24 protein-coding genes are annotated in these 24,489 nt (G+C 62.3%); 10 read left to right on the top strand and 14 right to left on the bottom strand.

Annotation, left to right across the window (positions count from 1 at the left end; translation table 11 throughout):
• Positions 1–39 precede the first annotated feature (39 nt).
• Together JFU58_RS17730 and JFU58_RS17725 are read left to right on the top strand one after the other, a co-directional pair.
• Positions 40–402 carry a DUF6124 family protein gene (locus JFU58_RS17730; RefSeq protein WP_063028656.1) on the top strand — a complete coding sequence of 121 codons (363 nt, stop codon included), beginning with the start codon at positions 40–42 and terminating at the stop codon, positions 400–402.
• A gap of 466 nt (positions 403–868) precedes the next feature.
• Positions 869–2,020, top strand: coding sequence for a M14 family metallopeptidase (locus JFU58_RS17725; protein WP_063028654.1), 1,152 nt, complete (start codon positions 869–871; stop codon positions 2,018–2,020).
• A gap of 54 nt (positions 2,021–2,074) precedes the next feature.
• On the opposite strand, the gene JFU58_RS17720 is transcribed toward JFU58_RS17725, so the two are convergent.
• Both JFU58_RS17720 and JFU58_RS17715 read right to left on the bottom strand, forming a co-directional pair.
• Positions 2,075–2,614, bottom strand: coding sequence for a cytochrome b (locus tag JFU58_RS17720; RefSeq protein WP_063028652.1), 540 nt, complete (start codon positions 2,612–2,614; stop codon positions 2,075–2,077).
• Positions 2,611–3,693: a catalase family peroxidase gene (locus JFU58_RS17715; RefSeq protein WP_201141408.1), complete on the bottom strand. Its 1,083-nt coding sequence runs from the start codon at positions 3,691–3,693 to the stop codon at positions 2,611–2,613. The genes JFU58_RS17720 and JFU58_RS17715 overlap by 4 nt, the downstream gene beginning before the upstream one ends.
• Positions 3,694–3,864: 171 nt before the next feature.
• Here JFU58_RS17715 and JFU58_RS17710 point away from each other — a divergent pair, with 171 nt between their 5' ends.
• The gene (locus JFU58_RS17710) at positions 3,865–4,371 is read left to right on the top strand and encodes an RNA polymerase sigma factor (protein ID WP_063028648.1); all 507 of its coding nucleotides are present in this window, start codon (positions 3,865–3,867) and stop codon (positions 4,369–4,371) included.
• Positions 4,368–5,120, top strand: a complete 753-nt coding sequence (locus JFU58_RS17705) for an anti-sigma factor family protein (protein ID WP_003212454.1) — start codon at positions 4,368–4,370, stop codon at positions 5,118–5,120. The genes JFU58_RS17710 and JFU58_RS17705 overlap by 4 nt, the downstream gene beginning before the upstream one ends.
• On the opposite strand, the gene JFU58_RS17700 is transcribed toward JFU58_RS17705, so the two are convergent.
• From JFU58_RS17700 to JFU58_RS17670, 7 genes are read right to left on the bottom strand one after another with little or no spacing between them, the layout of a single operon-like run.
• Positions 5,117–6,100 carry a Csu type fimbrial protein gene (locus JFU58_RS17700; RefSeq protein WP_373568929.1) on the bottom strand — a complete coding sequence of 328 codons (984 nt, stop codon included), beginning with the start codon at positions 6,098–6,100 and terminating at the stop codon, positions 5,117–5,119. The two genes, JFU58_RS17705 and JFU58_RS17700, sit on opposite strands and share 4 nt — an antisense overlap.
• Positions 6,101–6,116: 16 nt before the next feature.
• Positions 6,117–8,510 carry a fimbria/pilus outer membrane usher protein gene (locus JFU58_RS17695; protein ID WP_201141406.1) on the bottom strand — a complete coding sequence of 798 codons (2,394 nt, stop codon included), beginning with the start codon at positions 8,508–8,510 and terminating at the stop codon, positions 6,117–6,119.
• Positions 8,511–8,551: 41 nt separating this feature from the next.
• Positions 8,552–9,337 carry a fimbrial biogenesis chaperone gene (locus JFU58_RS17690; RefSeq protein ID WP_063028642.1) on the bottom strand — a complete coding sequence of 262 codons (786 nt, stop codon included), beginning with the start codon at positions 9,335–9,337 and terminating at the stop codon, positions 8,552–8,554.
• Positions 9,338–9,363: 26 nt separating this feature from the next.
• On the bottom strand, positions 9,364–9,864 hold the full coding sequence (locus JFU58_RS17685) for a Csu type fimbrial protein (RefSeq protein ID WP_063028640.1): 501 nt from the start codon (positions 9,862–9,864) through the stop codon (positions 9,364–9,366).
• 4 nt (positions 9,865–9,868) lie between these two features.
• Entirely contained in the window at positions 9,869–10,405 is a 537-nt protein-coding gene (locus JFU58_RS17680; protein WP_063033935.1) for a Csu type fimbrial protein, read from the bottom strand.
• A gap of 18 nt (positions 10,406–10,423) precedes the next feature.
• Positions 10,424–10,966: a Csu type fimbrial protein gene (locus JFU58_RS17675; RefSeq protein ID WP_063028638.1), complete on the bottom strand. Its 543-nt coding sequence runs from the start codon at positions 10,964–10,966 to the stop codon at positions 10,424–10,426.
• The gene (locus tag JFU58_RS17670) at positions 10,960–11,460 is read right to left on the bottom strand and encodes a Csu type fimbrial protein (protein ID WP_431038641.1); all 501 of its coding nucleotides are present in this window, start codon (positions 11,458–11,460) and stop codon (positions 10,960–10,962) included. Before JFU58_RS17670 ends, JFU58_RS17675 begins: the two co-directional genes overlap by 7 nt.
• A gap of 220 nt (positions 11,461–11,680) precedes the next feature.
• Here JFU58_RS17670 and zapE point away from each other — a divergent pair, with 220 nt between their 5' ends.
• Both zapE and JFU58_RS17660 read left to right on the top strand, forming a co-directional pair.
• Positions 11,681–12,796 carry a cell division protein ZapE gene (gene zapE / locus JFU58_RS17665; protein WP_177071510.1) on the top strand — a complete coding sequence of 372 codons (1,116 nt, stop codon included), beginning with the start codon at positions 11,681–11,683 and terminating at the stop codon, positions 12,794–12,796.
• Positions 12,797–12,806: 10 nt separating this feature from the next.
• Positions 12,807–14,129 (top strand): leucine-rich repeat-containing protein kinase family protein, encoded by a 1,323-nt coding sequence (locus JFU58_RS17660; RefSeq protein ID WP_201141404.1) that lies wholly within the window; start codon positions 12,807–12,809, stop codon positions 14,127–14,129.
• Positions 14,130–14,252: 123 nt separating this feature from the next.
• On the opposite strand, the gene JFU58_RS17655 is transcribed toward JFU58_RS17660, so the two are convergent.
• Positions 14,253–14,960 (bottom strand): YebC/PmpR family DNA-binding transcriptional regulator, encoded by a 708-nt coding sequence (locus tag JFU58_RS17655; RefSeq protein WP_008431478.1) that lies wholly within the window; start codon positions 14,958–14,960, stop codon positions 14,253–14,255.
• Between the two features lie 109 nt (positions 14,961–15,069).
• On the bottom strand, positions 15,070–16,383 hold the full coding sequence (locus JFU58_RS17650) for an MFS transporter (protein WP_201141402.1): 1,314 nt from the start codon (positions 16,381–16,383) through the stop codon (positions 15,070–15,072).
• Positions 16,384–16,650: 267 nt separating this feature from the next.
• Between JFU58_RS17650 and JFU58_RS17645 the strand changes: the two genes are divergently transcribed.
• On the top strand, positions 16,651–17,523 hold the full coding sequence (locus tag JFU58_RS17645; protein WP_003212428.1) for a LysR substrate-binding domain-containing protein: 873 nt from the start codon (positions 16,651–16,653) through the stop codon (positions 17,521–17,523).
• A 125-nt stretch (positions 17,524–17,648) separates the two neighbouring features.
• On the opposite strand, the gene JFU58_RS17640 is transcribed toward JFU58_RS17645, so the two are convergent.
• A complete protein-coding gene (locus tag JFU58_RS17640) occupies positions 17,649–18,506 on the bottom strand; it encodes a LysR substrate-binding domain-containing protein (protein WP_093208012.1) in 858 nt (285 codons plus the stop codon).
• Between the two features lie 112 nt (positions 18,507–18,618).
• On the opposite strand from JFU58_RS17640, the gene JFU58_RS17635 reads away from it, so the two are divergent.
• The 3 genes from JFU58_RS17635 (at position 18,619) to JFU58_RS17625 (ending at position 21,383) form a co-directional block, all read left to right on the top strand.
• Positions 18,619–19,728 (top strand): 2-aminoethylphosphonate--pyruvate transaminase, encoded by a 1,110-nt coding sequence (locus tag JFU58_RS17635; protein WP_201141400.1) that lies wholly within the window; start codon positions 18,619–18,621, stop codon positions 19,726–19,728.
• 143 nt (positions 19,729–19,871) lie between these two features.
• Positions 19,872–20,699, top strand: coding sequence for a phosphonoacetaldehyde hydrolase (phnX, locus tag JFU58_RS17630; protein ID WP_177026934.1), 828 nt, complete (start codon positions 19,872–19,874; stop codon positions 20,697–20,699).
• Between the two features lie 123 nt (positions 20,700–20,822).
• Complete coding sequence (locus JFU58_RS17625) at positions 20,823–21,383, top strand: cytochrome b (RefSeq protein WP_017476948.1); 561 nt, start codon at positions 20,823–20,825, stop codon at positions 21,381–21,383.
• 86 nt (positions 21,384–21,469) lie between these two features.
• Here JFU58_RS17625 and JFU58_RS17620 read toward each other — a convergent pair whose 3' ends face one another.
• Both JFU58_RS17620 and JFU58_RS17615 read right to left on the bottom strand, forming a co-directional pair.
• On the bottom strand, positions 21,470–22,375 hold the full coding sequence (locus JFU58_RS17620) for a 1-aminocyclopropane-1-carboxylate deaminase/D-cysteine desulfhydrase (RefSeq protein WP_201141398.1): 906 nt from the start codon (positions 22,373–22,375) through the stop codon (positions 21,470–21,472).
• Positions 22,376–22,432: 57 nt separating this feature from the next.
• Positions 22,433–24,472, bottom strand: a complete 2,040-nt coding sequence (locus tag JFU58_RS17615; RefSeq protein WP_201141396.1) for an NADPH-dependent 2,4-dienoyl-CoA reductase — start codon at positions 24,470–24,472, stop codon at positions 22,433–22,435.
• Positions 24,473–24,489: the final 17 nt, after the last annotated feature.

The following is a 24,489-nucleotide window of genomic DNA, read 5'->3' as shown; positions in this document are numbered from 1 at the left end:
GTTACAGGCTTTCGACATCCACCCAGAGCACCGACCTTTATGACGACAACCCCATATTCCCTGCCCGAAATCTGCGATGAAGACGAGCTGCTGTTCATGCGCAGCAGTGGCGCCGCCCAACGCGCGCTGGACTATTACCTGAAAGAGGACGGTACGCCGCCCTCCGTTGACGACACCTTGTTCGAGGTCAAGCCCGGCATCAGCGACGAGGAAGCCCTGGTCCACGCTTCCGACCTGCTGCGCAGCGCAGCGGCCACCGCGTACGAATCGGCAAACAGCGCCCATGGCAATAGCCGGGACCTGGCATTTTCAGTGGTCTATTTGATTGATATGGCGAAGGTGATGGTGGAGCGGTCGCTGCGGCTTTCGGCAAGGGACACCGAACACCCGGCCAGGATGTAGCAGACACAAAGGAAAAATATTTCTATCGGACAGATAAAAACATTTGACTTGCAAATGATAATGATTATTATTGGACCCAGCTGATCGCGAGATCAGTCGATAGACCAAGAGACCTTAGGTCGGACTCTTGGAATATCTCCTCATCAGGCTAATCACGGTTTTTGACCCGGCTCTTTGGCCGGGTCTTTTTTTTGCCAGTTTTTCCTGGCGTGGCTTCAGGCTAATGAAGACTGTGTGTTGCTTGATGGCGCGCATGGTAGCAAAAGACTATCGCCCAATGAAAGTCGATCGAGCGCTCTAGGCCGGTTCTTTCAAAAATAGCACTTGAGAATCAATCTCATAGATTCTAAGCTGCTGCGGCGTCAAGGAGGACGCCCCCTCTTTCCCCTGCAAAAATTGCATCCAGGCTTTACCCCGCTCCGGTGTAAAATGCCCGCCACAACACTCATATTCAGGCAACCAGACTATGACCGTGGCCTTGACCTCTATCAAGATCAGCACAGACTTCGACAGCGGCAATATCCAGGTACTCGATGCCAGTGATGCCCACCAGTTGCTGCTGGCCATCAAGCCCGATACGCGCAGCCAGCACTTCCAGTGGTTCCACTTCAAGGCCGAAGGCATGCATGTGGGGCACACCCACACTTTCCGCCTGAGCAACGCGGGCCATTCTTCCTACAAGCACGCCTGGAGCGGCTACAACGCCGTGGCGTCCTACGACCATATCAACTGGTTCCGGGTGCCCACCCGCTTTGATGGCGAGACGCTGCACATCACCCTCGAAACCCGCGAAAAACAAGCCTGGTTCGCCTACTTCGAACCCTACAGCCGCGAGCGCCACAACTGGCTGATCGACCAGGCGCTGAACCGCGCTGGCACGCAATTGCTGGCCACCGGCAAAAGTGCCGAAGGCCGGGATATCCAACTGCTGCGCCGTGGCAAAGGCGAGGCCAATAAGCGCAAGATCTGGATCATCGCCCAGCAACATCCCGGCGAGCATATGGCCGAATGGTTTATGGAAGGCATCATCGAGCGCCTGCAGCAGGACGGAGACGCCGAGCTGAAAAAGCTCCTGGCCGCCGCTGACCTGTACCTGGTGCCGAACATGAATCCCGATGGCGCCTTCCATGGCCATCTGCGCACCAACGCCATGGGCCAGGACCTCAACCGCGCCTGGCAGAACGCTAGCCAGGAGATCAGTCCCGAAGTGCTGTTCGTCCAAGAGCAAATGGAAAAATACGGCGTTGACCTGTTCCTGGATATCCACGGCGACGAGGAAATCCCCTACGTGTTCACCGCCGGTTGTGAAGGTAACCCCGGCTACACGCCGCGCATCGAGCAGTTGGAGAAACACTTCCGCAGCCACTTGAGCGGCCTCACCCGGGACTTCCAGACCGTTCACGGCTACACCCGCGACCTGCCGGGCGAAGCCAACATGACCTTGGCGTGCAACAGCGTCGGCGAGAAGTTCGATTGCCTGTCCCTGACCCTGGAAATGCCCTTCAAGGACAACGACGACGCGCCCAACCCGCACACTGGCTGGTCGGGTAAACGCTCGATGCAGTTGGGCAAGGATGTGTTGAGCAGCGTGGCGGATATCGTCAGCGTACTGCGCTAGGAATCCACCCTCCCGGCGACGGCTGCACCACGGCAGTCGTCGCCGGGCAAGGCTTCAGTCCTTGCTGCCGGTCATGCTTTGCAGCACGCCGTCACGCCGGATCAAACCGTGGAACAGCGCCGCCGCCAGGTGCAGCAGCACCGTCAGAAACAGCAAATACGCCAGATAACCGTGAGCCTTGCGCAACACCGCAAACAGTGGCGCACTCGCCCCCACCAGCGCCGGCAACTGCACCGAACTGCTGAGCATCACCGGATCGCCGGCCGCCGAAATCATCGCCCAACCCAGCAGCGGCAACACCAGCATCAACGCATACAGCACCACGTGGGAGGCCTTGGCCGCCAACGCTTGCCACAGCGGCAAGTCCGCCGGAAGCGGCGGCTGACGGGTTGAAAACCGTACCACCAGGCGCACGATCACCAGTGCCAGGATCGCAATCCCCAACGGCTTATGCAGGTGGATCAGCCACTCATGGCGTTCCGATACCGAGGCCACCATGCCCGCGCCGATAAACAGCATGGCGATGATCATCAACGCCATCAGCCAGTGCAGCAGGCGCGCCAGCGGGGCGAAAAACCGAGGTTGGACATTCATGGCTTCGACTCCTGAGGGGCGCTGTGCAACTGGCTGACTTCGCTGGTGCGACGCAGGTAAGAACTGGCGTACGCCGCCGAACGGGCGGCCAGCAGTGGGTCATTCGAAGCTTCAATACCGCTCGGCAAAACCAGTGGATCAAAGTTGATGTCGCGGCAATCACCGTCCATTTGCGGCTGGCTGCTTTCCAGCACCAGGGTCCCGGCATTCAGCACCTTGTGCTCGCCGGCCCAGGTCTTGCTGGCATCATCCACCGGGTCTCCCGGGTTGGCCAGGGTGACGTTCAACTGCCAGCGCAACGGCCCGGCCACCAGACGCTGGGCCAGGTCTTTTTCGAGGAAATCGCTGCCGGCAGGCGCCTTGGCCCCCGCGGCATCCTGGCTTTGTGGCACGACGCCCCAGCGCACGGCCTGACGTTGGCCGCTGGCGTTTACCAGGTAAAACGCGTTGATGCCGTTATAGGTCTCAGTGGCGTAGCTGGCGGAAGGCTTGGCGGTCTTGACCCAGGCCAGGAACGGCGCCGTCTCGGGGTGCGAAGCGAAGAACGCCGGCATACCCGCCGGGTTCGGCTTGCCGGTGGCCGGGTCAGGTGCGCCGGCCTTGAGCATCTCAAAGAAGGCCTCGGGCGTGCCCACCGGGAACACCGGCATGCTGTTCATCCCGGTGCGCCATTGCTGGCCGTTGGCCAAGCTGAATTGCAAGGCAAAGCTGCGGATCGGCACGCTGCTGTCCGGCGCATACGGGTTGCCGCTGGGCAGCGCAAAACGCCCGATGATCGGTGTACGCGCCTCGCTGAATACCTGGGCACTGGAATACTGGCGCGCCTCGGCGCTGCTCTCGAAATAACCGGCCACGCACACGCCCTTGGCATGGTTGCGACGGTAGCCAGGGTGCAAACCATTGTTGGTTTCCAGGGCGTTGACCAAGGTTTTGGGGCGCAACCGCTGCGGGTCGAGGCTACCGTTGACGTAGGCAAACGCCCCGGCCACAACCGCAACCACCACGCCGATGCTGGCCAACCGAATTATCAGGCTTGCGGTGCTCAGCGGCGGACGGGGCGGTGATGAGTGATCTACCATGAAATAACTCCAGGGCCAGGGGCCTTGAGTGGGTGAAACATAAGGTCGGAACACTTGGGACGAACGCCAGCGCACTCTATTCCCTGGCCTGCTGTTTATTTTTATCGGCCTGGAATAACCTTCAACGCCGGACGTCTTCCTAGTCCCAGCGTAGTGACTAGCCAGAATCCCATGCACGAACTCGACGAACAGTTACGTGAACTCATCCCCAGACTGCGGCGATTTGCCGTGTCCCTGACGCGTAACAGCAGCAGCGCCGATGACCTGGTGCAGGCGAGCCTTGAACGGGCGATCATCAGTTGGGCCGACAAACGCCTCGAAGGCGACTTGCGCGCCTGGCTGTTCTCGATCCTCTACCGGCAGTTTCTCGATGCCCATCGACGTTCCCGGCGGTACACGCGCATGTTGGAATTTTTCACCGGCCGCGATGATTCGCAGCCGTCGGTCGAGCGCACGGTCATCGCGCAATCGACCCTGCAAGCCTTCGACCAGTTGAACACCGAACAGCGCGCCCTGCTGCTGTGGGTCTCGGTGGAAGGCTTGAGCTACAAAGAAGTCGCCGACATCCTCGAGGTGCCCGTGGGCACCGTGATGTCTCGCCTGTCCCGCGCACGCCAGGCCCTGCGCCAGCTCAGCGACGGCGAAATCACCAGCCCTGCCCTGCGGATACTCAAATGATCAGCCTGCCTCCCAGCGAACGCGATTTGCATGCCTACGTCGATCACCAGCTCTTGGACGCTGACCGCCGCCAACTCGAAACCTGGCTGGCGGCCCACCCGGACGTCGCCGCCCAGGTGCACGCCTGGCAACAGGACGCGCAGCACCTGCGGGCATCGTTGAGCGGCGCACTGCAACAGCCCGCCAACCCCGAGCTGGACCCGGCCCTGATTCGCCAGCGGGTCAAGCGCCAGTCACGCCGCCATCTCGCAACCGCCGCCATGCTGTTGATTGCCGTCAGTGTCGGCGGCCTCGGTGGCTGGCAGGCCCGCCAGGCCACCCTTCTCGAGAGCATGGCGCCCATGAGCGACGCGATGCAGGCCTACCGCCTGTTTGCCCAGGACGGCATCTTGCCCGCCGACTACCACGTGCAAAGCGGTGGCGACATGCAAGGCTGGCTCGACCGTTACTTCAACCAGGCCTACCGCCTGCCGGACCTGAGCCAGGCCGGGTTCAAGGCGGTCAGCGGGCGCCTGCTCAGCACCGAACAGGGTGCAGCGGCCATGGTGCTGTATGAAGACCCTCAAGGGCGACGCATCAGTTTCTATATCCGTCCGCCAGGCCCGGAAAACAAATTCCTGCCCCGTGGCAGCCGCAGTGCTGACGGGCTGCAGGCCGAATACTGGTCAGGCGCGGGCTACAACTATGCGATGGTCAGCCCGCAAGACCCGTCGACCACGCAAATGCTCAAGCAGACGATGCGGTTCTAGAAGGCCACATCCAGCACCACGTTATCGACGTAGGTGCCGGCCGGCGGTGTGGTCTGGTTGGTATAGATCGCGGCGTTGTAGTTGAACACCTGGCTACCGGTACCCAAGCCATTCCCGGGATTCACCTCAGCCGTGGAGCTGGCACGCCGGGCGGTGCTCACGCTGCCCCAACGGGTGGTGGTGGCGCTTTTGAAAATGTCGTAATTCAGGAAATTGCTGCCAGACACCATCCGCCGCTGCCCACCCACACTCACCGGGTTCTGGCCATCGCTGATGCCCACGGTGTAGGCGCTGCCCTTGGTGCAGGCAATGGTGGCCTGCCCGTTCACGCTGGAAAAACCACTGACTACCGGCGCACTGCCGAAGGCGATGTTGGGTGCAGAGATTGTGCAGTCGTTGGCCACGGTCATGCTGACGGTCAGGGAAGCCGTGCCACTGCCGGTGTCCCGTATGACACAGAGAGAACCCACGCCGAGGACCGAGCAATAATTCCAGGTCCAGGCAATGCTTAGTGTCTCAGTGTAAAGGCCGGCCGCCACATTGCTGCCGATGATGGAACTCAGATAAAGCGGCACGGTTTTCGTGCCTGGCCCGGATACCAGGCCCAGGCTTTGGGCGATGCCGGTGGCGCCGAAATCGAATTGGGTACCACGGGTGATCGGGTAACTGGTGCTGTTATTGCCGTAGATCGTATAGCTGATGATATCCCCAGTGGGGCCGACCATGCCGCTGGTGGCCGACGTGATGGTTGCATAGAAGTGATCATTGGCTGCCAGCAACGAGATCAGCGTGGCCCCACAATTCAAGCCGGCATTGGTGGTGGAACTGGTCTGGGGAGCGGTGCGCACCGTCATCGAACTGATCGAGCCAAAGCCGGCCGGCGAGGTGGTTCCCGGCACCGAGCACGCGGCCATCACCTGTGTCGAAAAGCCCAGCCCCGCCAGCACCAGCAGCCCCACTATGCATTCCTTGCCCCGCACACCCACACTCCTTATCTCATTGGCAAACCAGCGGCCCGATCAGCGGCACCTGTGCTTCGTTGATATCCAGATCGAACGTTGCCTGGCAGGAACGGCCCTCACCCACAGTGACTTGCAAGGTGTTGTGGGCCGCCAGGTTCTCCAGGTATACCAGGCCATCCCAACCCACCACTGCCCGCGCCCCGGTTTGCTCGTGGCGCACCTGGCTGCCCAGGGGCAACTCCTGATGCTGGGCATCCACCAGAGTGATACTGGCCGCGACCACCCGGCGCACCGGGAACTCCAGCAAATAGCCGCTGCCGCGACGTACCGCCACCCGCTGCTCGACATTCGGGGTCTGCACGTCGACCGGCAGGTTCAGCGGGTCGATTTCATACTTGCCGCGGTAATAAGCGCTGCTCCACGGCACCAGCAGATGCCCGTTGCGATCGGTTTCACCCACTAGCTGGTTTTCGTAAAGCACCGGCACCCCGGCATAACCGTCAGTGCTCACCACCACAAACGCGTCATTCACCCGATTAGCCGCGAACACTTGCTTGTCCATCCACACCAACGAGCCACTGGCATCCGCCCAGCGTGTCTCGGCGTCGCTGCTGCCATAGACGCCCGCCTGCAATTGCACCGACTGCATGCGCCAGGTCAGGTCAGCCTGGCGATAAGCCGGCCCGTCGCCGCTGGCATACCCCAGGTTGTAGCCCACGCCGCCCTCGGACGGCACCGCCCGGCTGTAGTTGACCCGCTGGCGACTCTCGCCCGCCTGGCTGCGCTCGTTGCTCAGAGCCAGGCTGCCGTAGACGTCGAACGGAATCACCAATTGCGCCTGCATGGCCCAGTTGCTGTCGCCGACCTCACGGTTGGCCGACAAGTAGAAACTGGTGTTGCGCCACAACTGCTTGCTCCACGTCAGGTTCAACAGCCGGGTGCGGGAGTCATCGGCCGCCTGCACATCGAAATAGCCAGCACCGATGCTGCCGAAATCGTTGAGGTTCAGGCTCAGGGTCACCTGCTCGCTGCGCTTGCTAAGGCTCGCATAAGGAGTGTCGACCAGGGTCAGGTCGGCGTACTGGTCGCGGCGCTCTACCCGTTGGTAAGACAGGCTATAGCGCTGGTTGCTGTATTGATAACCGAAGCTCAGTTGCTGGCCGGTCTCGCCGTCAAACTGGCTTTGGCTGAGGGCCGTGTTGAGCACCCCGAAGTTGCCCAGCCGCACGTTGCCGCCGAGTCCGCCCAGGGTCAGGTCGCCTGCGGCTTCGGCATGGCTTTCCAGAGTGAAGTAGTCCGATACCCCGTAACGAAACGTGCCGCTGGCCACACCGGCGCCGTAGCCAAAATCCCGAAGGGTGTAGTCCCGGCGCAAATTACCGGCCGCTACCGAAAAGTCCGACAGGCCTTTTTGCAATAACGTACTGGTGACGTAGAACGGCACCGTGGTTGAAACCTGCCGCCCCAACGCATCGGTGGTGACTACCACGGCTTCGCCGGCACCGTTGATAAACGGCACGTTGGTCAGGGTGTAAGGGCCCGGTTGCAGGTCGGCACTGCTGGATTTGTAGCCGTTGATAAACAGGTCCACCGACGACGGCACCGCCGCCTCCCCGGCAAACTGCGGCAAGGGGTAAGTCACCAGGTCCGGGCGTACGCCGAAGTCCCGCGACACCTGCACCCCGCCAAGGCGCACCGAACTGCTCCACGGCAACGCGCCGCTGATCACGTCGCCCGCCTCGTAGGTCAGCAGGCGTTCATCGTCGGAAAAGCGCCAGGTGGTGTCATAGCGCCGATAGCCATTGTCCAGGGTACTGCCGCTGGTCTGGCCGCCAAAGGTGGTGCGGTACTGGCCGGTATTGGACAGCGTGCCCCACGTGTCGAACAGCCGCACTTCGTTGAAGATGCCCAGGTAAGTGCCGGCATCGTCGGTGTCATTCAAGTAGGCATCGTAGTTGAGCAACGCACCAAAACTGGTGAGCGCTTGGGTGCGCGGGTAGTTATCGCGGTTGCCGATGAACTGCGCCGGCAACCATGCCGGCGGTACCGTCAGCATCAGGCGCTGGCCCTGGCTGTCGTAATCGGTGTGCAGGCCGGGCACGTGGTCCAGCGCGACTTCGCTGGTGATGTCGGCCGGCAGTTTCATGCCGATATCCCGCAAGGTGGCCGCCGGCACAAACAGGCCGCCGGCACGCTGATCCACGGCGACCACCCGGCCGGTGTCCATCTGGTTGACCACCAATTCAAGGAACAACTGTGCATCGGCCACAGCCTCCATGTTGCTGGGGGGCGGCGGCAACGGAGCGGCCACGCCAAGCGGCGCAAGCGCCAGGCCAGACAGGCCGCCCACCACCCACACCGATCGCCATCGACTACGAGCCTGATCAAGGCTCACCAAGGCATTGTGTCCATCAATGGACATCTCCATCCGTTAAGACCAAGGGCGACTCCATGCCCTATTCCATTGCGTTACCGTCCCGGTGCAAGGTTCTCCAGTTGCGTTGCGCCATTGACTCGTACCTGCAACGGCTGGTCGCCGGCTACACCTTCCGGCACCGGCCAACGCATGGTTGCGCCCGGCAGCACGTAGCCCAGCAAGCCGTCCACCAGCGGCCGGGTTTGCCCGCCCTGCTTGAACGCCACGTCGGTCAGCCGCGCATGCACTGCGCCCTGGTTGCGCATCTCCACATAGTTGCGCCCGCCCACCGTGACTTTCTTCCAGCTCAGGTCAGGTTTGCCCGCGCCCTTGGGGTCGCGCTGGCGTGTCGCGTCGTCCTTGCTCCACAGGCCTGCGCCGTAGGCGAACAAGGGCACCGAATAGCGCATTTGAAAGCGGATCGCGGCGGCCGTCTTGCCATCGGCGGCAGGCGTTTCAGGAACGGCGCCAGGAATTTCGTCGATGATGATTCGATACGCCAGCTCCTGGCCCGGCGGTATTTCGCGGGTGCGGGTCAGGCGCACCAGTTGCTTCTGCCCCGGCTCGATCTTCGCCACCGGCGGGCTGCCGATCACGTCACGCTGGTTCTGGTACTGCTCGTCAAACCCGCCCTGGCTCCAGGCAAATACCCGGATCTGCAAATTGGCGGTCTCCGTACCGCGATTCTCCAACCACAAGGCGCTGGCCTGTTGATCGGCCTCCAGTACCGGATCAATGGGCCAGATCAGCACCGAGCTGGCCGCCTGGGCCTGCCCCGCGCCCAACGCCGCCAAGCCAATAACACCCGCAACCCAATACCACCGGGAAGCTGCAAACATAGAGTCCACTCCTCATGCCAATCGCCTTACCAGGACAGCTGCACCTGCAGCACGTCGCTGTACGTCCCCCCAGGCTGGTTACCCGGTAACACCACCCGGCCGTAAATCGGCAGGGTTATATTGTTTGCGTTGCTATAGGCCACGCTGACGCTTTGGCTGATCCCCAGGCTCTGACTGAACGCCGCGTCCCGAAACAGCTGATACGCCACTTGGGCACTGCCGCTATTGAGCTGCATGTGCCGCCCACTGACGTTGTGCAAACCACCATCCACGGTCATGTTCAAGGTGACTCCCGGCGTGCACTGCAGCGTGACCCCGCCGCTCAGCGCCACCGACACCGTGCTGGTGGACAACGATGAGTAGCTGCCGAACGCCAGGCTGCCGTAATTCGTGCCACCGCCCACCACCAGGCAGCCTGCGGCAATCGTCGCGCTGACCTGGATGGTCTGGCTGGTCACGGCCAGCAACGACAACGGCATTCCCCAACCCGTAATGACCGCCAGCGCCGCCCAGCAGGCCCGTTTCATGGCATTAGAACGTCAGTTGCACGGACACCGTATCGGTATAGGTACCCGCCGGCAGTCCCGCCTTGCCCACGGCCTGGCCGTAGATATTCACGGTTTGCGCAACGCCCGTGCTCGCGCCCACGTTGATGGTGCCGTTGATGGCCAGGAGCGTTGAATGCCCGGAGTCGGTGTAAAAGTCATACGGCACATAATTGGCCACGCCGTCATACAGCGCCCGGGTGCCGCCGGTGGACTGGCCGTCATGGGACCCGGCGCCCACGGTGATCACCGGCGAGGTGCCCGAAGAACACTGGATCGACAGTGCGCCGCCGCCGCCGCCCAGCACTTGGCCGGACTGGGTGGTGAACTGGCTGTTGGTGGTGCCGAAATTGATCGTACCGAAGTTCAAACCGGTGGTACCGCCCACGCCGTTGACCAGGCAGCTGTTGGTCAGGATCAGCGTGGAGCTGATCTGCCCGGTCACGGTGGTGGCTGCCTGGATGCCCGATACCCACACCAGCGCCACCAATGGAAAAACTGCTTTCGATACAAGTGCATGCATGATGTCCATCCTCATGTTTTACCAATCCAGAGTCACCGTCAGGGTGTCTGTGTAGATGCCGGCCGGTAAGGCCCTGGTATTCGCCACCACCGAGCCGAATACCGGGATCGGTACCTGTGCGCCCTTGGTCACGACGAAATTGCGTTGCTGGCCGATGCTGTAGGTGCTCCGGCCTGCGGGGTCGGCCGACAGCCGATACGGTATGGTTTGCCGGCCATTGCTCAAGCGCCGGGTGACGCCGTCACCATGGGCGCCGCCGTCGATGGTCACGGTGAAACTGCTCACCACCGACGGGTTGCAGGACACCGCCAGCGCCGCCTTGTCGCCATCGCTGATGCCGGCGCCCAGGCCCTTGTCCCAGGTGGGTCCGTGGCTGCCGAAATCCAGCAAGGCCGAGCCGCCATCCGGGCTCACTGGCGCACTGGCGGTGCCCTTGCTCACCTGACAACTGGCAGTGATCACCAGCCGTGCGTGAATCTGCCCGGCCACCGCCGCCTGGGCGTCCTCGGCCAGCAGCAACAGGCCGCCCAGCGCGATGCAGGCCAGGGCGCGGCTTACCATGTCACCGTCACTTTGAGCAGGTCGGAATAACGCCCCACCGCCGGGATTTCCTTGAGCGGCTCGATGCGTCCGTAAAGTGGCAAGTCCACCGTGCCGGAATCGGGCACGCGGCCGCTCACCGGCACGTCCACGGCCAAGGGGATGCGGCGCGCGGCGTCGGCATAAATTCGGTAGGGAATGGGTTTGATCGAAGGGGCGGCGGCGCCCAGGTAACGCACTTCGCCGACGCCGCCATGCAGGCCGCCGTCGACGCGCATCTGATACGGCGTGTCCGGGTTGCACTCCAGGCGTGGCTGGCGCTGGCTGATCAAGGCTGCACTCAACGGGCCAGCCGGGTCATCCAGGCGGGAGCCGCTGCCAAAATCCAGCACGCCGAGCTGCTCGATGCCGGCCTCACGCGTGGTGCCGACCAACTGGCAACCGCGCTGCACGTCGATGCGCACCTCAACCTGGAGCTGTGCACCATAAACCGTGTTGCAGAGCATCGCGCTCATGATTGCCAAGACTGCTTGTCCCTTCACTGCCCCAAATCCTTATACAGGGGTGACCGCTGTGTATGAGGTTAGTCACTTGAGGGGAATCCGCCAGTCAAACCGTTGTTTTGGATCCATTCAGCCATGCCGTTTCCAGATAGCTGGCGGTGTGCTTCTCTATTGGTCAAACCGTAACCGGCGCTCTAAAGTGAGCGACCACCGACATACAGAGTGACTGACATTGGCTGCTTTACCGCCCCTGCTCAAACGGTTGCTGGGTAAGCCTGCGGCGACCGACGCCGACCCCGGCATCGCGGCTTTTTTTCAAGGCAAGGCCCGGCAACAGGGCTATACCCTCAGCCCCAGCCAGTTGCAGGTCATCGAGGACATGGCCCGACAAACCGCCCACCTGCTGGCCGGGCGCCCCACCCGCAGCCTGTACCTGCACGGCGCCGTAGGCCGGGGCAAAAGCTGGCTGCTGGACGGTTTTTTCCAGGCACTGCCGGTTGCCGAGAAACAGCGCGTGCACTTCCACGACTTTTTCGCCCGCCTGCACCAGGGGATGTTTACCCATCGCCAGCAGCGCGATGCGCTGGCCGTGACCCTGGACAAGCTGCTCGATGGTTGCCGCGTGCTGTGCTTCGACGAGTTTCATGTGCACGACATCGGCGACGCGATGCTGATCAGCCGCCTGTTCAAGGCGCTGTTCCGGCGCGGGGTGTGGGTGCTGGTGACCTCCAATTACCCGCCTGCCGGGTTGTTGCCGAATCCGTTGTACCACCAGCGATTCAAGCCGGTGATCGAGCTGATCAGTGCGCGCATGGACGTGATGGAAGTCAGTGCACCCCAGGATTATCGCGGCATGGCTCAGGCCCATGGCGATCAGCGCTTTACGGCAGGCCAGTTCGTCTGGCCCGGCACATCTGCGCAGCGCGAGGCCCTGGGCCTGCCGTCAGTGGATCACCCACCACTGAACCTGGCGGTGGGTGCCCGGCAACTGATTGCCCGCAGGCATCAGGGTCGCAGCATCGCCTTCAGCTTCAGCGACCTGTGCGAACAACCGACCGCGGTCATGGACTACCTGCAACTGTGCCGCGACTATGACCATTGGATCATCGATGGCCTGCCGCATCTGGCGGAGTGCCCGATTGCCACCCAGCAACGGTTCATCAATCTGGTAGACGTGCTCTACGACCAAGACAAACACTTAGTGCTGATCGGCGAACAGCCGCTGGAAAAATCCCTCAGTGGCCAGGCCATCGATTTGGCCCGCACCGCCAGCCGCCTCGGGCAGTTGCAGAAGATCGGCCCGCAACCCGCTATCATGAGCGCCATTCACGCCCCTATTGCCGAGTGACGCGCTGTTCATGGATACCCTTGCCCAACTCAAGGCCGGCCAATTGGCCGGCATCAAACGCCTGGACCTGCGCTGCGGGCTGACGGAGTTCCCCCGGGAAATCTTCGACCTGGCCGACTCCCTGGAAATCCTCAACCTCACCGGCAATGCCCTCAGTAGCCTGCCGGACGACCTGCACCGCCTACCCCATCTGCGCGTGCTGTTCTGTTCGGAAAACGCCTTTACCGAACTGCCGGAATGCCTGGGCCAGTGCGCGCAGTTGAGCATGATCGGCTTCAAGTCGAACCAGATCAGCAGCGTCCCGGCGGCGTCGCTGCCGCCACTGTTGCGCTGGCTGATCCTCACCGATAACCGCATCAGCCAGTTGCCGAGGGAGCTGGGTGAACGGCCCTTGCTGCAAAAGCTGATGCTGGCCGGCAACCATCTGGAGCAGTTGCCGCAAAGCCTGGCCCAGTGCAAAAACCTCGAACTGATCCGCATCGCCTCCAACCGCCTGACCCGCTTGCCGGACTGGCTGCTGACCTTGCCGAGCCTGACCTGGCTGGCCTACGCCGGCAACCCGGTAGAGATGGCCGTGGAAGAGGCCCGGCATGACGCGACGCCAAACATTCCCTGGTCCGAGCTGGAATTGGGCGAAGTGTTGGGGGAAGGCGCTTCCGGAATCATCCGCAAAGCGTCCTGGACCCCGCCCAACAGGCCGGCCAAGGCGGTCGCGGTCAAACTCTATAAAGGCAGCATTACCAGCGACGGCTCGCCCCTGCACGAAATGCACGCCTGCATCGCTGCCGGACTGCATGCCAACCTGATCAAGGTGGAAGGCCGAGTGGTCGAGCATCCCCAAGGCCAGGCGGCGCTGGTGATGCAATTGATCGAACCGAGCTACCGCAACCTCGCGGCCCTGCCGAGCCTGGCATCGTGCACCCGGGATATCTACGAGCCCACCACCCGTTTCAGCGCGGAGGTGGCGCTGCGCATGGCCCGGGGCATCGCTTCGGTGGCGGCGCACCTGCACGAGCAAGGCATCACCCACGGCGATCTGTACGGCCATAACATTCTGTGGAATGAAGCCGGTGAATGTTTGCTGGGGGACTTTGGTGCCGCGTCGTTTCACGCCACGGTCGACAGCCAGGAAACCCGCGCGTTGCAGCGTATAGAAGTGCGCGCGTTCGGCGTGTTGCTGGGGGAGCTGCTGGAAAGGATTGATACGGGGTTAAGTGAGGAAAAACGCGTGGCGCTGGAAGCCTTGCGGGATAACTGCTGCCAGCCGGAGGTGCTGTCCCGGCCTGGGTTCGAGGCAATCACAACCCTGTTGCAGTCTTCCACACTCCGCTAAACCCAATGTGGGAGCGGGCTTGCTCGCGAATACGGTGTGTCAGTCAATACATACTTGGCTGGTACACCGTATTCGCGAGCAAGCCCGCTCCCACATTTGGGCCGAGTTCACATCCGGTTAGAATTAACCCGCCAACCCGACGAACATGTCCTGCACGTCATCATGGTTGTCCAAGCCTTCCAGGAAGGCTTCGACTTCAGCCATTTGCTCATCGCTCAAACCGCTCACCGGGTTCTTCGCGATGTAGCCCAGCTTGGCCGACAACACGGTGAAACCCTGCTCCGGCAAGGCTTTCTGCACGGCGTCCAGGTCGGTGGTCTCGGTGATGAACAGGGTGGTGCCCTCTTCTTCGCCTTCTTCGAAATCCTGGGCACCGGCTTCAATCGCGGCCATTTCCGGATCGGCGTCCGGGCTGTCCGGCGACGCTTCGATCAGGCCCACATGGTTGAAGTCCCAGGCCACAGAGCCCGAAGCACCCAGTTGCCCCTTGCGGAACGCCACACGGATTTCCGCCACGGTGCGGTTGATGTTGTCGGTCACGCATTCAACGATCAGCGGCACCTGGTGCGGGGCAAAACCTTCGTAGGTCACACGGTGGTATTGCACGGTCTCACCGAGCAGACCGGCGCCTTTCTTGATCGCGCGTTCCAGGGTTTCCTTGGGCATCGAGGCCTTTTTGGCCTGCTCCACCACCAGGCGCAAATGTGCGTTGGTGGCAGTGTCGGCACCGTTGCGGGCGGCAATGGTGATCTCTTTCACCAGCTTGCCGAAGATCTTGCCCTTGGCATTGGATGCCGCTTCTTTATGTTTGACTTTCCACTGTGCGCCCATGACTCACTCTCTTCTGTCCATCGCGCCGAGACGTCTACTGGCCGGCGCTTTGGGGGCAGAGTTTATAGCGCTGAAACACTCTAATCCACCAAAAAACCGGCCATGCCCCTCAGGTCCGCAAGGGATTGATGGCGCGCTCACGGTCGGGCACGAAGTCGCCCACCTGCGCCAGCACCGCGGGCCTGGCGTTCCAGTACGGCATCAACACCAGCGAGGAAAACAGCGCGGCGCCGGCAAACACGATAAACACCGTGACCGTGTCGAAGTAGCCTGGCAACAAGCCGCCAAGAATCGCCCCCACCGAACCGCAGCCGTTGACGAACCCCGCCGCCGTCGCGCCGGCCTTGGCGGTGCCGAAGTCGATGGCGGCGGTGCTGCTGATCATCGAGTCCGGCCCATACAGGGTCAGGCCCATCACAAACAGCAACGCCATCACCAGCACCACGCTGCCGGTGTGCAAGGCGCCCATGAACAACGCCAGCGCCACCGTCAGCGCCAACAGGCTGAGGACACAGGCCGGCATGCGCCGGGCGCCGAACAGTTTGTCGGACGCCATCCCGATCATGATCGGCCCCAGCAACCCCGCCAGTTCGAACGCCGTGGGCACAATCGCTGCGCCGACCTTGCCCACCGAGGGCATCTGCTCATACACAATCACCGGCCCCCACAACAGGATCGCGTAACGCGCCGGTTTCAACAGAAAGTACGCCAGCCCCAGGGTCAACACCGTGCGGTTGCGCAAGATGGCCCGCAACGGCTCCAGCACACTGGCACTCTTTTCGGCAGCGGTCTGCTCCGGCTCGGGTTCCACCGCTGGCAATCCCACATCCTGTGGCGTGTTGCGCTGGAAAATGAAGAACAGCACCGCCACCACCGCGACCACGGCCGCACTTGAGATAAACGCTGCATGCCAGGTGCCGATCAGCGTATACGCCCACCAGCCGGCAAACGGCGACGCCACCAGGCCGCCGAAGGCGTAGCACGAACTCCATAGCCCCAGCACCCGCCCACGCTGCTGTGCCGGGAAGAAACTGCCAAGGTTCTTGCACAGCCCCGACCAGCCGGTGGACTGGGCCAGGCCCTGGATCAACATGCAGGTGACAAAGATCGGCAAGGTGGCAAACGTGCCCATCACCAGGGCGGCGGCGGCGGAAATCAGCAACCCGCCGAGTACCACCACACGCGGCCCGAAACGGTCGGCGAGCATGCCCCAGGTGAACTGGCCAACGGCGTAGGCCGCCAGGTAGATGCCATCCAGGTTGGCCATCATCATCTTGTCCAGCGGAAAACTCGGGTCGTCGACGATCCCCAGTTTGGCCACCGAAAAAGCTTTGCGGGTGAAATAGAAGGCCGCGTACGCCAGCCAGGTGATGGCGAAAATCTGCACGCGCCAACGCTTGATGTTACTCAAGGGAGTAGTCATGGTGGTTCTGACCTCGGGTGTGAGTGTGCCGGCAGAATGAAAAGCAAACGCCTGTATTTTTATTGTTGAGCACTGCAGTACCGGCGCTTGGAAAGGCGCGGTATTGGTCAGATGAGTCCCGCTGGTAAGCACGCAGAAGACCCATGGCCGCCGAAGGTGTAGGACTCGACTTACGGCGACTGGGGGCTATCAAAGCAATGGCTGACTAATAGGTAAAATCGATTTATCGTATTTCAAATATAAGCTGAGCTTGTAAGAGGATTCGCGATGTCGGTGTCCCACGCCCAACTCAAAGCCTTCCATGCGGTGGCCGTCCACGGCAGCTTTACCCACGCCGCCGAACGCTTGTTCCTCAGCCAGCCGGCCATTTCCGACCAGGTGCGCAAGCTCGAAGAACGCTTCGGCGTGCTGCTGTTTCATCGCAACAAACGCTCAGTACGGTTGACCGACCTTGGCGAGCGCCTGTTGAGCATCACCCAGCGCTTGTTTGCGGTCGCGGCGGAAGCCGAAGAGCTGTTACAGGATTCCCGGGCATTACAAACCGGCACCCTGACACTCGCGGTCGATGCGCCCGTGCATGTGCTGCCGCAGATCGCGCGCTTTTGCCAGCTGTACCCGGGCATCAGCGTGAAGATCGAAACCGGCAACACCGATGAATCGCTGTTTCGCCTCTACAACTACCAGGCCGACCTGGCGCTGCTGGGGCGCGATGTGGACGACGAGCGGCTGCTGTCATTGCCATTGCCGGATGATCAATTGCTCGCGTTTGTCGCCCGCAACCACCCGTGGGCGGGCCGTGAGTCGATCTGCCTGGCGGACCTGGACGATACGCCGCTGGTGTTGCGGGAAATCGGCTCGGTGACCCGCCAGACCCTGGAGCAGGAAATGCACCAGGCCGGGCTGCGAATTCGCCCGGCGATCCAGGTGGAAGGCCGCGAAGCCGCGCGGGAGGCGGTGGTGGTGGGGATTGGTGTGGGGGTGGTGTCGGCTGCGGAGTTTGGGGCCGATTCGCGGGTGTATGCGATGCCGATCCGTGACTGTACGCAGCGGATGAAGGAAACCCTGGTGTGCTTGAAAGAGCAGAGTTCGCGGCGGGTGGTGGCGACTTTTCTGGAGATTGTGCGGGAAAGTTTGCGGTGAATTTGAGGACCCCTTCGCGAGCAAGCCCGCTCCCACAGTTGACCGAGTTCTACCGATGGAATGTGGTCGAATGTGGGAGCGGGCTTGCTCGCGAAGGGGCCAACTAGGCCTTGAGCCAACACCCTCTAAGGCGCCAACTCGAAAAACGCCTGAATCAACCGCAACTCCCGCCGCCGCTCCATGCACCCGATCACATGCCGATTCACTAGCCCCTCACCCTGGATCGGAATCGCATGCACCCGCGGGTCCCGGCTGACTTCCATCGACGACACCACACCAACCCCCAATTCAGCCGCCACTGCTTCCGTCACCGCCTCACGGCTGTCCAACTCGAGCAACACCTTGGGCTGCACACCGGCCTGGGCGCAGGCATCGTCGAAGGTCCGCCGCGTAATCGAGCTGGGTTCACGCAACACCATGATCACCTGATCCAACTGTTCCAGCCGAATCCCCGCAGGCTCCGCCAACCACGGATGCCCGGCAGGCACCAACGCGCAAATCCGTGACTCGATCAACGGCTGCAAGTGCAGGCCCTTGCGCGGCTCCACCTCCGTCAACACCGCCACATCGGCGCGCTCCGACAGCAACGCCGCGAGGGTTTCCTGAGCGTTGCCCAGGCGCAAATTGACAGTAATCCCCGGGTACCGCTGCCGCAGGCTGGCCAACATCGGCATGACCATGTGCGGCCCGTCCGCCGCCACTTCCAGGCGCCCGGTAAGCAATTGCCGGTTGGCCTCCAGCAAGGTCTGCGCCTCCTCCACCAGGCCGAAGATCGCCCGGGTGATCGCCGCGAGCTTGGTGCCCTCCTCGGTCAACTCCACCCGTCGCGCGGTACGCCGCAGCAAGGCAATCTGGTAGTGCTCCTCGAGCGCCTTGATATGCCCGGTCACCGCCGGCTGGCTGATGAACAGCCGCTCGGCCGCCCGGGTAAAACTGCCCTCACGGGCGACGGCATCAAACGCACGCAGTTGAAACAGGTTCATAGCTATCGGCCTCACTGATAGCTCGCATAACAACAAACAATTTGATTGATGACAAGCCAAACTGCAATTTAGGCGCCGTAAGTTCATCCCATTGTTTTGCGAGGACACACGAATGAGCACTGCCGCGCCGATCCTGCTGACCCCCGGGCCCTTGACCACCTCGGCCCGTACCCGCCAGGCCATGATGGTCGACTGGGGTTCATGGGATGACCGCTTCAATCAACTGACCGCCAGCCTCTGCGAGCAGCTGCTGGTGATCGTCAACGGCACCGACAGCCACCATTGTGTGCCGTTGCAAGGCAGCGGCACCTTCGCCGTGGAAGCGGCCATCGGCACTCTGGTCCCACGGGACGGCAAGGTGCTGGTGCTGATCAACGGCGCCTACGGCAAACGCCTGGCGAAGATTTGCGAAGTGCTCGGCCGCGAGTTCAGTACCTTTGAAACCGCCGAAGACGAACCCACCACCGCCGCCGACGTCGACCGCCTGTTGCACGCCGACAAGGGCATCACCCACGTCGCACTGATCCATTGCGAAACCAGCACCGGGATTCTCAACCCGCTGCCCGAGATCGCCCAGGTCATCGCCCGCCACGGCAAGCGCCTGATCATCGACGCCATGAGTTCCTTCGGCGCGCTGCCGATCGACGCCCGCGAGGTGCCATTCGACGCGCTGATCGCCGCCTCCGGCAAGTGCCTGGAAGGCGTACCGGGGATGGGTTTTGTGTTCGCTGAAAAGCAGGCGCTGGCCGCGGCCCAAGGCAACAGCCATTCCCTGGCGATGGACCTGTTCGACCAGCACAGCTACATGGCCAAGACCGGCCAGTGGCGCTTCACTCCGCCGACCCACGTGGTCGCCGCACTGCACGAAGCGCTGCTGCAATACAACGAAGAAGGCGGCCTGCCCGCCCGGCACCAGCGCTACGCCGACAACTGCCAGGCGCTGCTGGATGGCATGGCCGAACTGGGCCTGCGCAGCTTCCTGCCTGCCGCGATCCAGGCACCGATCATCGTCACCTTCCATGCGCCGAAAGACCCGCGCTACCAGTTCAAGGAGTTCTACGAACGGGTCAAGGCCAAGGGCTTCATCCTGTATCCCGGCAAATTGACCCAGGTGGAAACCTTCCGCGTGGGCTGCATCGGCCATGTAAACCAGGCCGAGATGCAAGCCGCCGTCGCGGCGGTGGCCGAGGTGCTGCAAGAAATGAACGTGCTCGACATATAAAACTGAATTCCCCCTGTAGGAGCGAGCTTGCTCGCGAAAAACCCGAGGGCACCGCGTTCATTCAGGATGCCAACGCCATCGTTAACGACCTTCGCGAGCAAGCTCGCTCTTACATAAATCCGCTTTTAAACAGGATCTGAACCATGAACTACGCAAACCCAACCCAGCTTCAAGCCGCGATCCTCGACTGGGCCGGCACTGTGGTCGATTTCGGCTCGTTCGCCCCCACGCAGATTTTTGTCGAAGCCTTCGCTGAATTCGACGTGCAGGTCTCCATCGAAGAAGCCCGCGGCCCGATGGGCATGGGCAAGTGGGACCACATCCGCACCCTGTGTGACCAGCCGCAAGTGGCCGAGCGCTATCGCAAGGCCTTTGGCCGCACACCGACTGACGATGACGTGACCGCCATCTACCAGCGCTTCATGCCGCTGCAGATCGAGAAAATCGCCGAGCACTCGGCGTTGATCCCCGGCGCCCTGGACACCATCGCCAACCTGCGCACGCAAGGGATCAAGATCGGCTCGTGCTCCGGCTACCCCAAGCAGGTGATGGACAAAGTCGTCGAACTGGCCGCCACCAACGGCTACGTCGCCGACCACGTGGTCGCCACCGACGAAGTACCCAACGGCCGCCCATGGCCAGCCCAGGCCCTGGCCAACGTGATCGCCCTCGGAATTGATGATGTCGCGGCCTGCGTGAAGATCGACGACACCGTGCCGGGCATTCTCGAAGGCCGTCGCGCCGGAATGTGGACCGTGGCGCTGACCTGCTCAGGCAACGCCCTGGGCCTGACCTACGAGCAGTTCCGCGCCCTGGACGCCGACACACTCGCCAGCGAACGCACGCGCATCGAGGCCATGTTCGAAGGCTCGCGCCCGCACTACATGATCGACACCATCACCGACCTGCCTGCGGTGATCGCCGACATCAACCAGCGCCTGGCACGGGGTGAAATGCCACAGGGCTACTGATCGAGATCAAAAGATCGCCTATACACCCTTCTCTCACGGGCAAACCTTCTAAAACAGGCTTACATTGAAAGGACTCCGTCGCGAAAGAACGGAGGTTTGCCCTGATGAGTGAGGAAGAAAGCGATGCCCTGGAAGAATTCCGATACGCGTTACAGCACCATGTCGATTGCGTTGCACTGGCTGATGGTGGTGCTGCTGGCGGTGGTTTACGCCTGCATTGAATTACGCGGGCAGTTTCCCAAAGGCAGCGGCGGCCGTACGTTGATTGTGGAAATGCACTTCATGTTCGGCCTGACCGTATTTGTACTGGTGTGGCTACGGTTGTTCGCCCGCAGCCTGGGCGTGGCGCCGAAGATCGTGCCGGCCCCGCCGCAATGGCAATCCTTCCTGGCCACCCTGATGCACATGGCGCTGTATGCCTTGATGATCGGCATGCCCATCGCCGGCTGGCTGATCGTCAGCGCGGAGGGGCATTCAGTGATGTTCTACGGCATCGAGCTGCCGCCGTTGATTGCCGAAAACAAGGCGTTGGCCAAAGAGATTGAAAGCTGGCATGTGCTGTTCGGCAAGGTCGGTTACTGGCTGATCGGCCTGCATGCGTTGGCGGGGTTGGGCCATCACTATGTGCTGCGGGACAATACTGCATTACGGATGATGCCCGGCAAGAGAGGGAACCTTCAGTAACCGTGGGAGCTGTCGAGCCCCAGCGAGGCTGCGATGGGATCACCGCGCAGTACCTGCCAGACCGCAGCGCCTGCATCGCAGCCTCGCTAAAGCTCGACAGCTCCTACAGGGAATCCTCGGCGGCCTTGCAGGCCACCGGTGTGGACAAAGATCAGACGGGTGCCGGGGGAAAATCTCCCGGCTTCAATCTGCTGCTTCAACGCCAATAACGCCTTGCCGGTGTACAGCGGCTCCAGGGGCAGGCCACAGGCTTGCTCGGTGGCGTCGATAAAGGCCAGCAACTCCGGATCAACCTTGGCAAAGCCGCCCCGGCTGGCCTCCAGCAATTCATAACCCTCTTGCACAAGCGCCCGTACCTGCTGCGCCACGCCGTGGTCGTCGGGCACCGCCAGCGCGCCATATACCGGATGCGCGCCCGCCTCGGCCAGCACCAATCCCGCTAGCGTGGTGCCGGTCCCCGCAGCCAGCCACCAACCGTGATAGTCCGCCCAGCCCAGGCCGCCTAACTGCGCCTGCGCCTGACTGACCAACACCCCGCAGCCCAACGCACCGGCCAAGCCACCACCGCCCTCAGGCACCGGGTGCAGGTGCGGATACTGCTCGCGCCACGGTAGCCAGAAGTCCGGCTCATTGCGCGCGCGATAGCCGCCATACCCCAACCAATGCAGTTGCATGCCGAAGGCGTTGAGGTCGAGCACCGTGGGCGTGTCTTGAGGATGGCCACGCAGCAAGCCAACCGTAGGAAAGCCGAAGCGTTTCCCGGCCGCCGCCAGTGCATGCAAATGATTGGAGTAAGCCCCGCCCAGGCTGATGATCCCACTGGCGCCCGCCGCCCGGCCTTGCGCCAGGTGTTCGGTGAGCTTGAACCACTTATTGCCGCTGATCAGCGGGTCGATGCGATCCAGGCGCAGCACGGCGACTTCCACCGGCCCCATCCAGTCCAGCTTCAGGGGTTCAAGGGGCGCGTGGGGAAGCCAGTCGAAAGGACCCATAAGGGCGGTTCTGCACAAGAAAAGGGGCGGTAGTCTACCACCGCCCCTTTGGCGTGTTTACAGCTCGGCCGCCAGGCGCGAACCCTGGTTGATGGCGCGCTTGGCATCCAGCTCGGCCGCCACATCCGCACCGCCGATCAAGTGCACGTTCTGCCCGGCTGCGACCAGGCCATCCTGCAATTCCCGCAGCGGGTCCTGGCCGGCACAGATGACGATATTGTCCACCGCCAGCACCTGCGGCTCACCCTCGGCGCCAATGCGGATATGCAGGCCCTCATCGTCGATCTTCAGGTACTCGACGCTGTTGAGCATCTGCACCTGTTTGTTCTTCAGACCGGTGCGATGAATCCAGCCGGTGGTCTTGCCCAGGCCGTCGCCGACCTTGGAAGTCTTGCGCTGCAGCAGGAACACTTCACGCGCCGGCGCATGGCGCTCGGGCTTGATCCCGGCCACACCGCCGCGGGCTTCAAGCTGGGTATCGATGCCCCACTCTTTCCAGAATGCCTCGCGGTCCAGGCTGGTGGACACGCCCTGGTGCACGAGGAATTCCGACACGTCAAAGCCGATACCGCCGGCACCGATCACCGCCACGCGACGGCCCACAGGCTTGCGCTCCAGGATCACGTCCAGGTAGCTCAATACCTTGGCGTTTTCCACGCCCGGGATGGCCGGTGTGCGCGGCGCGATGCCGGTGGCGAGGATGATCTCGTCGTAACCGCCCGCAACAAGCTGCTCAACGTCGACCCGAGTGTTCAGGCACAGCTCGACGTGGGTGGTCTGCAACTTGCGCTTGAAGTAGCGCAGGGTTTCAAAGAACTCTTCCTTACCCGGCACGCGCTTGGCGATGTTGAACTGGCCACCGATCTCGCTGGCCGAATCAAACAGCGTCACCTGATGCCCGCGCTCGGCAGCGACGGTGGCGGCCGCCAGGCCCGCAGGCCCGGCACCGACCACGGCGATTTTCTTGATCTGCTTGACCGGCAGGTAGTTGAGCTCGGTCTCGTAGCACGCACGCGGGTTGACCAGGCAGGTGGTCAGCTTGCCGCCGAAGGTGTGGTCCAGGCACGCCTGGTTGCAGCCGATGCAGGTGTTGATCTCATCGGCGCGGCCTTCGGCGGCCTTGTTGACGAAGTCCGGGTCGGCGAGGAATGGGCGGGCCATTGAGACCATGTCGGCGTCGCCTTCGGCCAGGATCTGCTCAGCGACTTCCGGGGTGTTGATCCGGTTGGTGGTGATCAACGGAATCTGCACCGAACCGCGCAACTTGGCGGTGACCTTGCTGAACGCACCGCGTGGCACTTTGGTAGCGATGGTCGGGATCCGCGCTTCGTGCCAGCCGATGCCGGTGTTGATGATCGTTGCACCGGCCTGCTCGATGGCCTTGGCCAACTGCACGATTTCTTCCCAGGTGCTGCCGCCTTCCACCAGGTCGAGCATCGACAGGCGGAAGATGATAATGAAATTCGGGCCTACGGCTTCGCGCACCCGGCGCACGATTTCCACCGGCAGGCGCATGCGATTTTCATAGCTGCCACCCCAGCGGTCGGTGCGATGGTTGGTGTGAGCGGCGAGGAACTGGTTAATGAAGTAGCCTTCGGAGCCCATGATCTCCACGCCGTCGTACTCGGCGACCTGGGCCAGCAGCGAGCAGGTGACGAAATCGCTGATCTGCTTTTCGATGCCTTCTTCGTCCAGCTCTTTGGGCTTGAACGGGTTGATGGGCGCCTGGATTGCGCTTGGCGCGACCTGTTTCGGGCTATAGGCATAACGCCCGGCGTGGAGGATCTGCATGCAGATCTTGCCGCCGGCCTCGTGCACCGCTTTCGTGACGATCTTGTGCTTTTGCGCCTCTTCGTCGGTGGTCAGCTTGGCTGCACCGCCATACACCCCGCCTTCATCGTTCGGGCCAATGCCGCCGGTGACCATCAGGCCCACGCCGCCACGGGCGCGCTCGGCAAAATAGGCCGCCATGCGCTCGAAGCCGCCGGGTTTCTCTTCAAGGCCGGTGTGCATCGAGCCCATCAGGGTGCGGTTACGCAGGGTGGTAAAACCCAGGTCCAACGGGGCCAGCAGGTGCGGGTAGGCAGCAGCGGTCATGGTACAGCTCCACAACG

It is taken from the genome of Pseudomonas sp. TH34, assembly GCF_016650865.1.
In the GTDB taxonomy this organism is placed as follows: Bacteria; Pseudomonadota; Gammaproteobacteria; order Pseudomonadales; family Pseudomonadaceae; genus Aquipseudomonas; species Aquipseudomonas yamanorum.
Note: the sequence above shows the minus strand (reverse complement) of the source record. Positions and strands in the feature narration are given on the sequence as shown.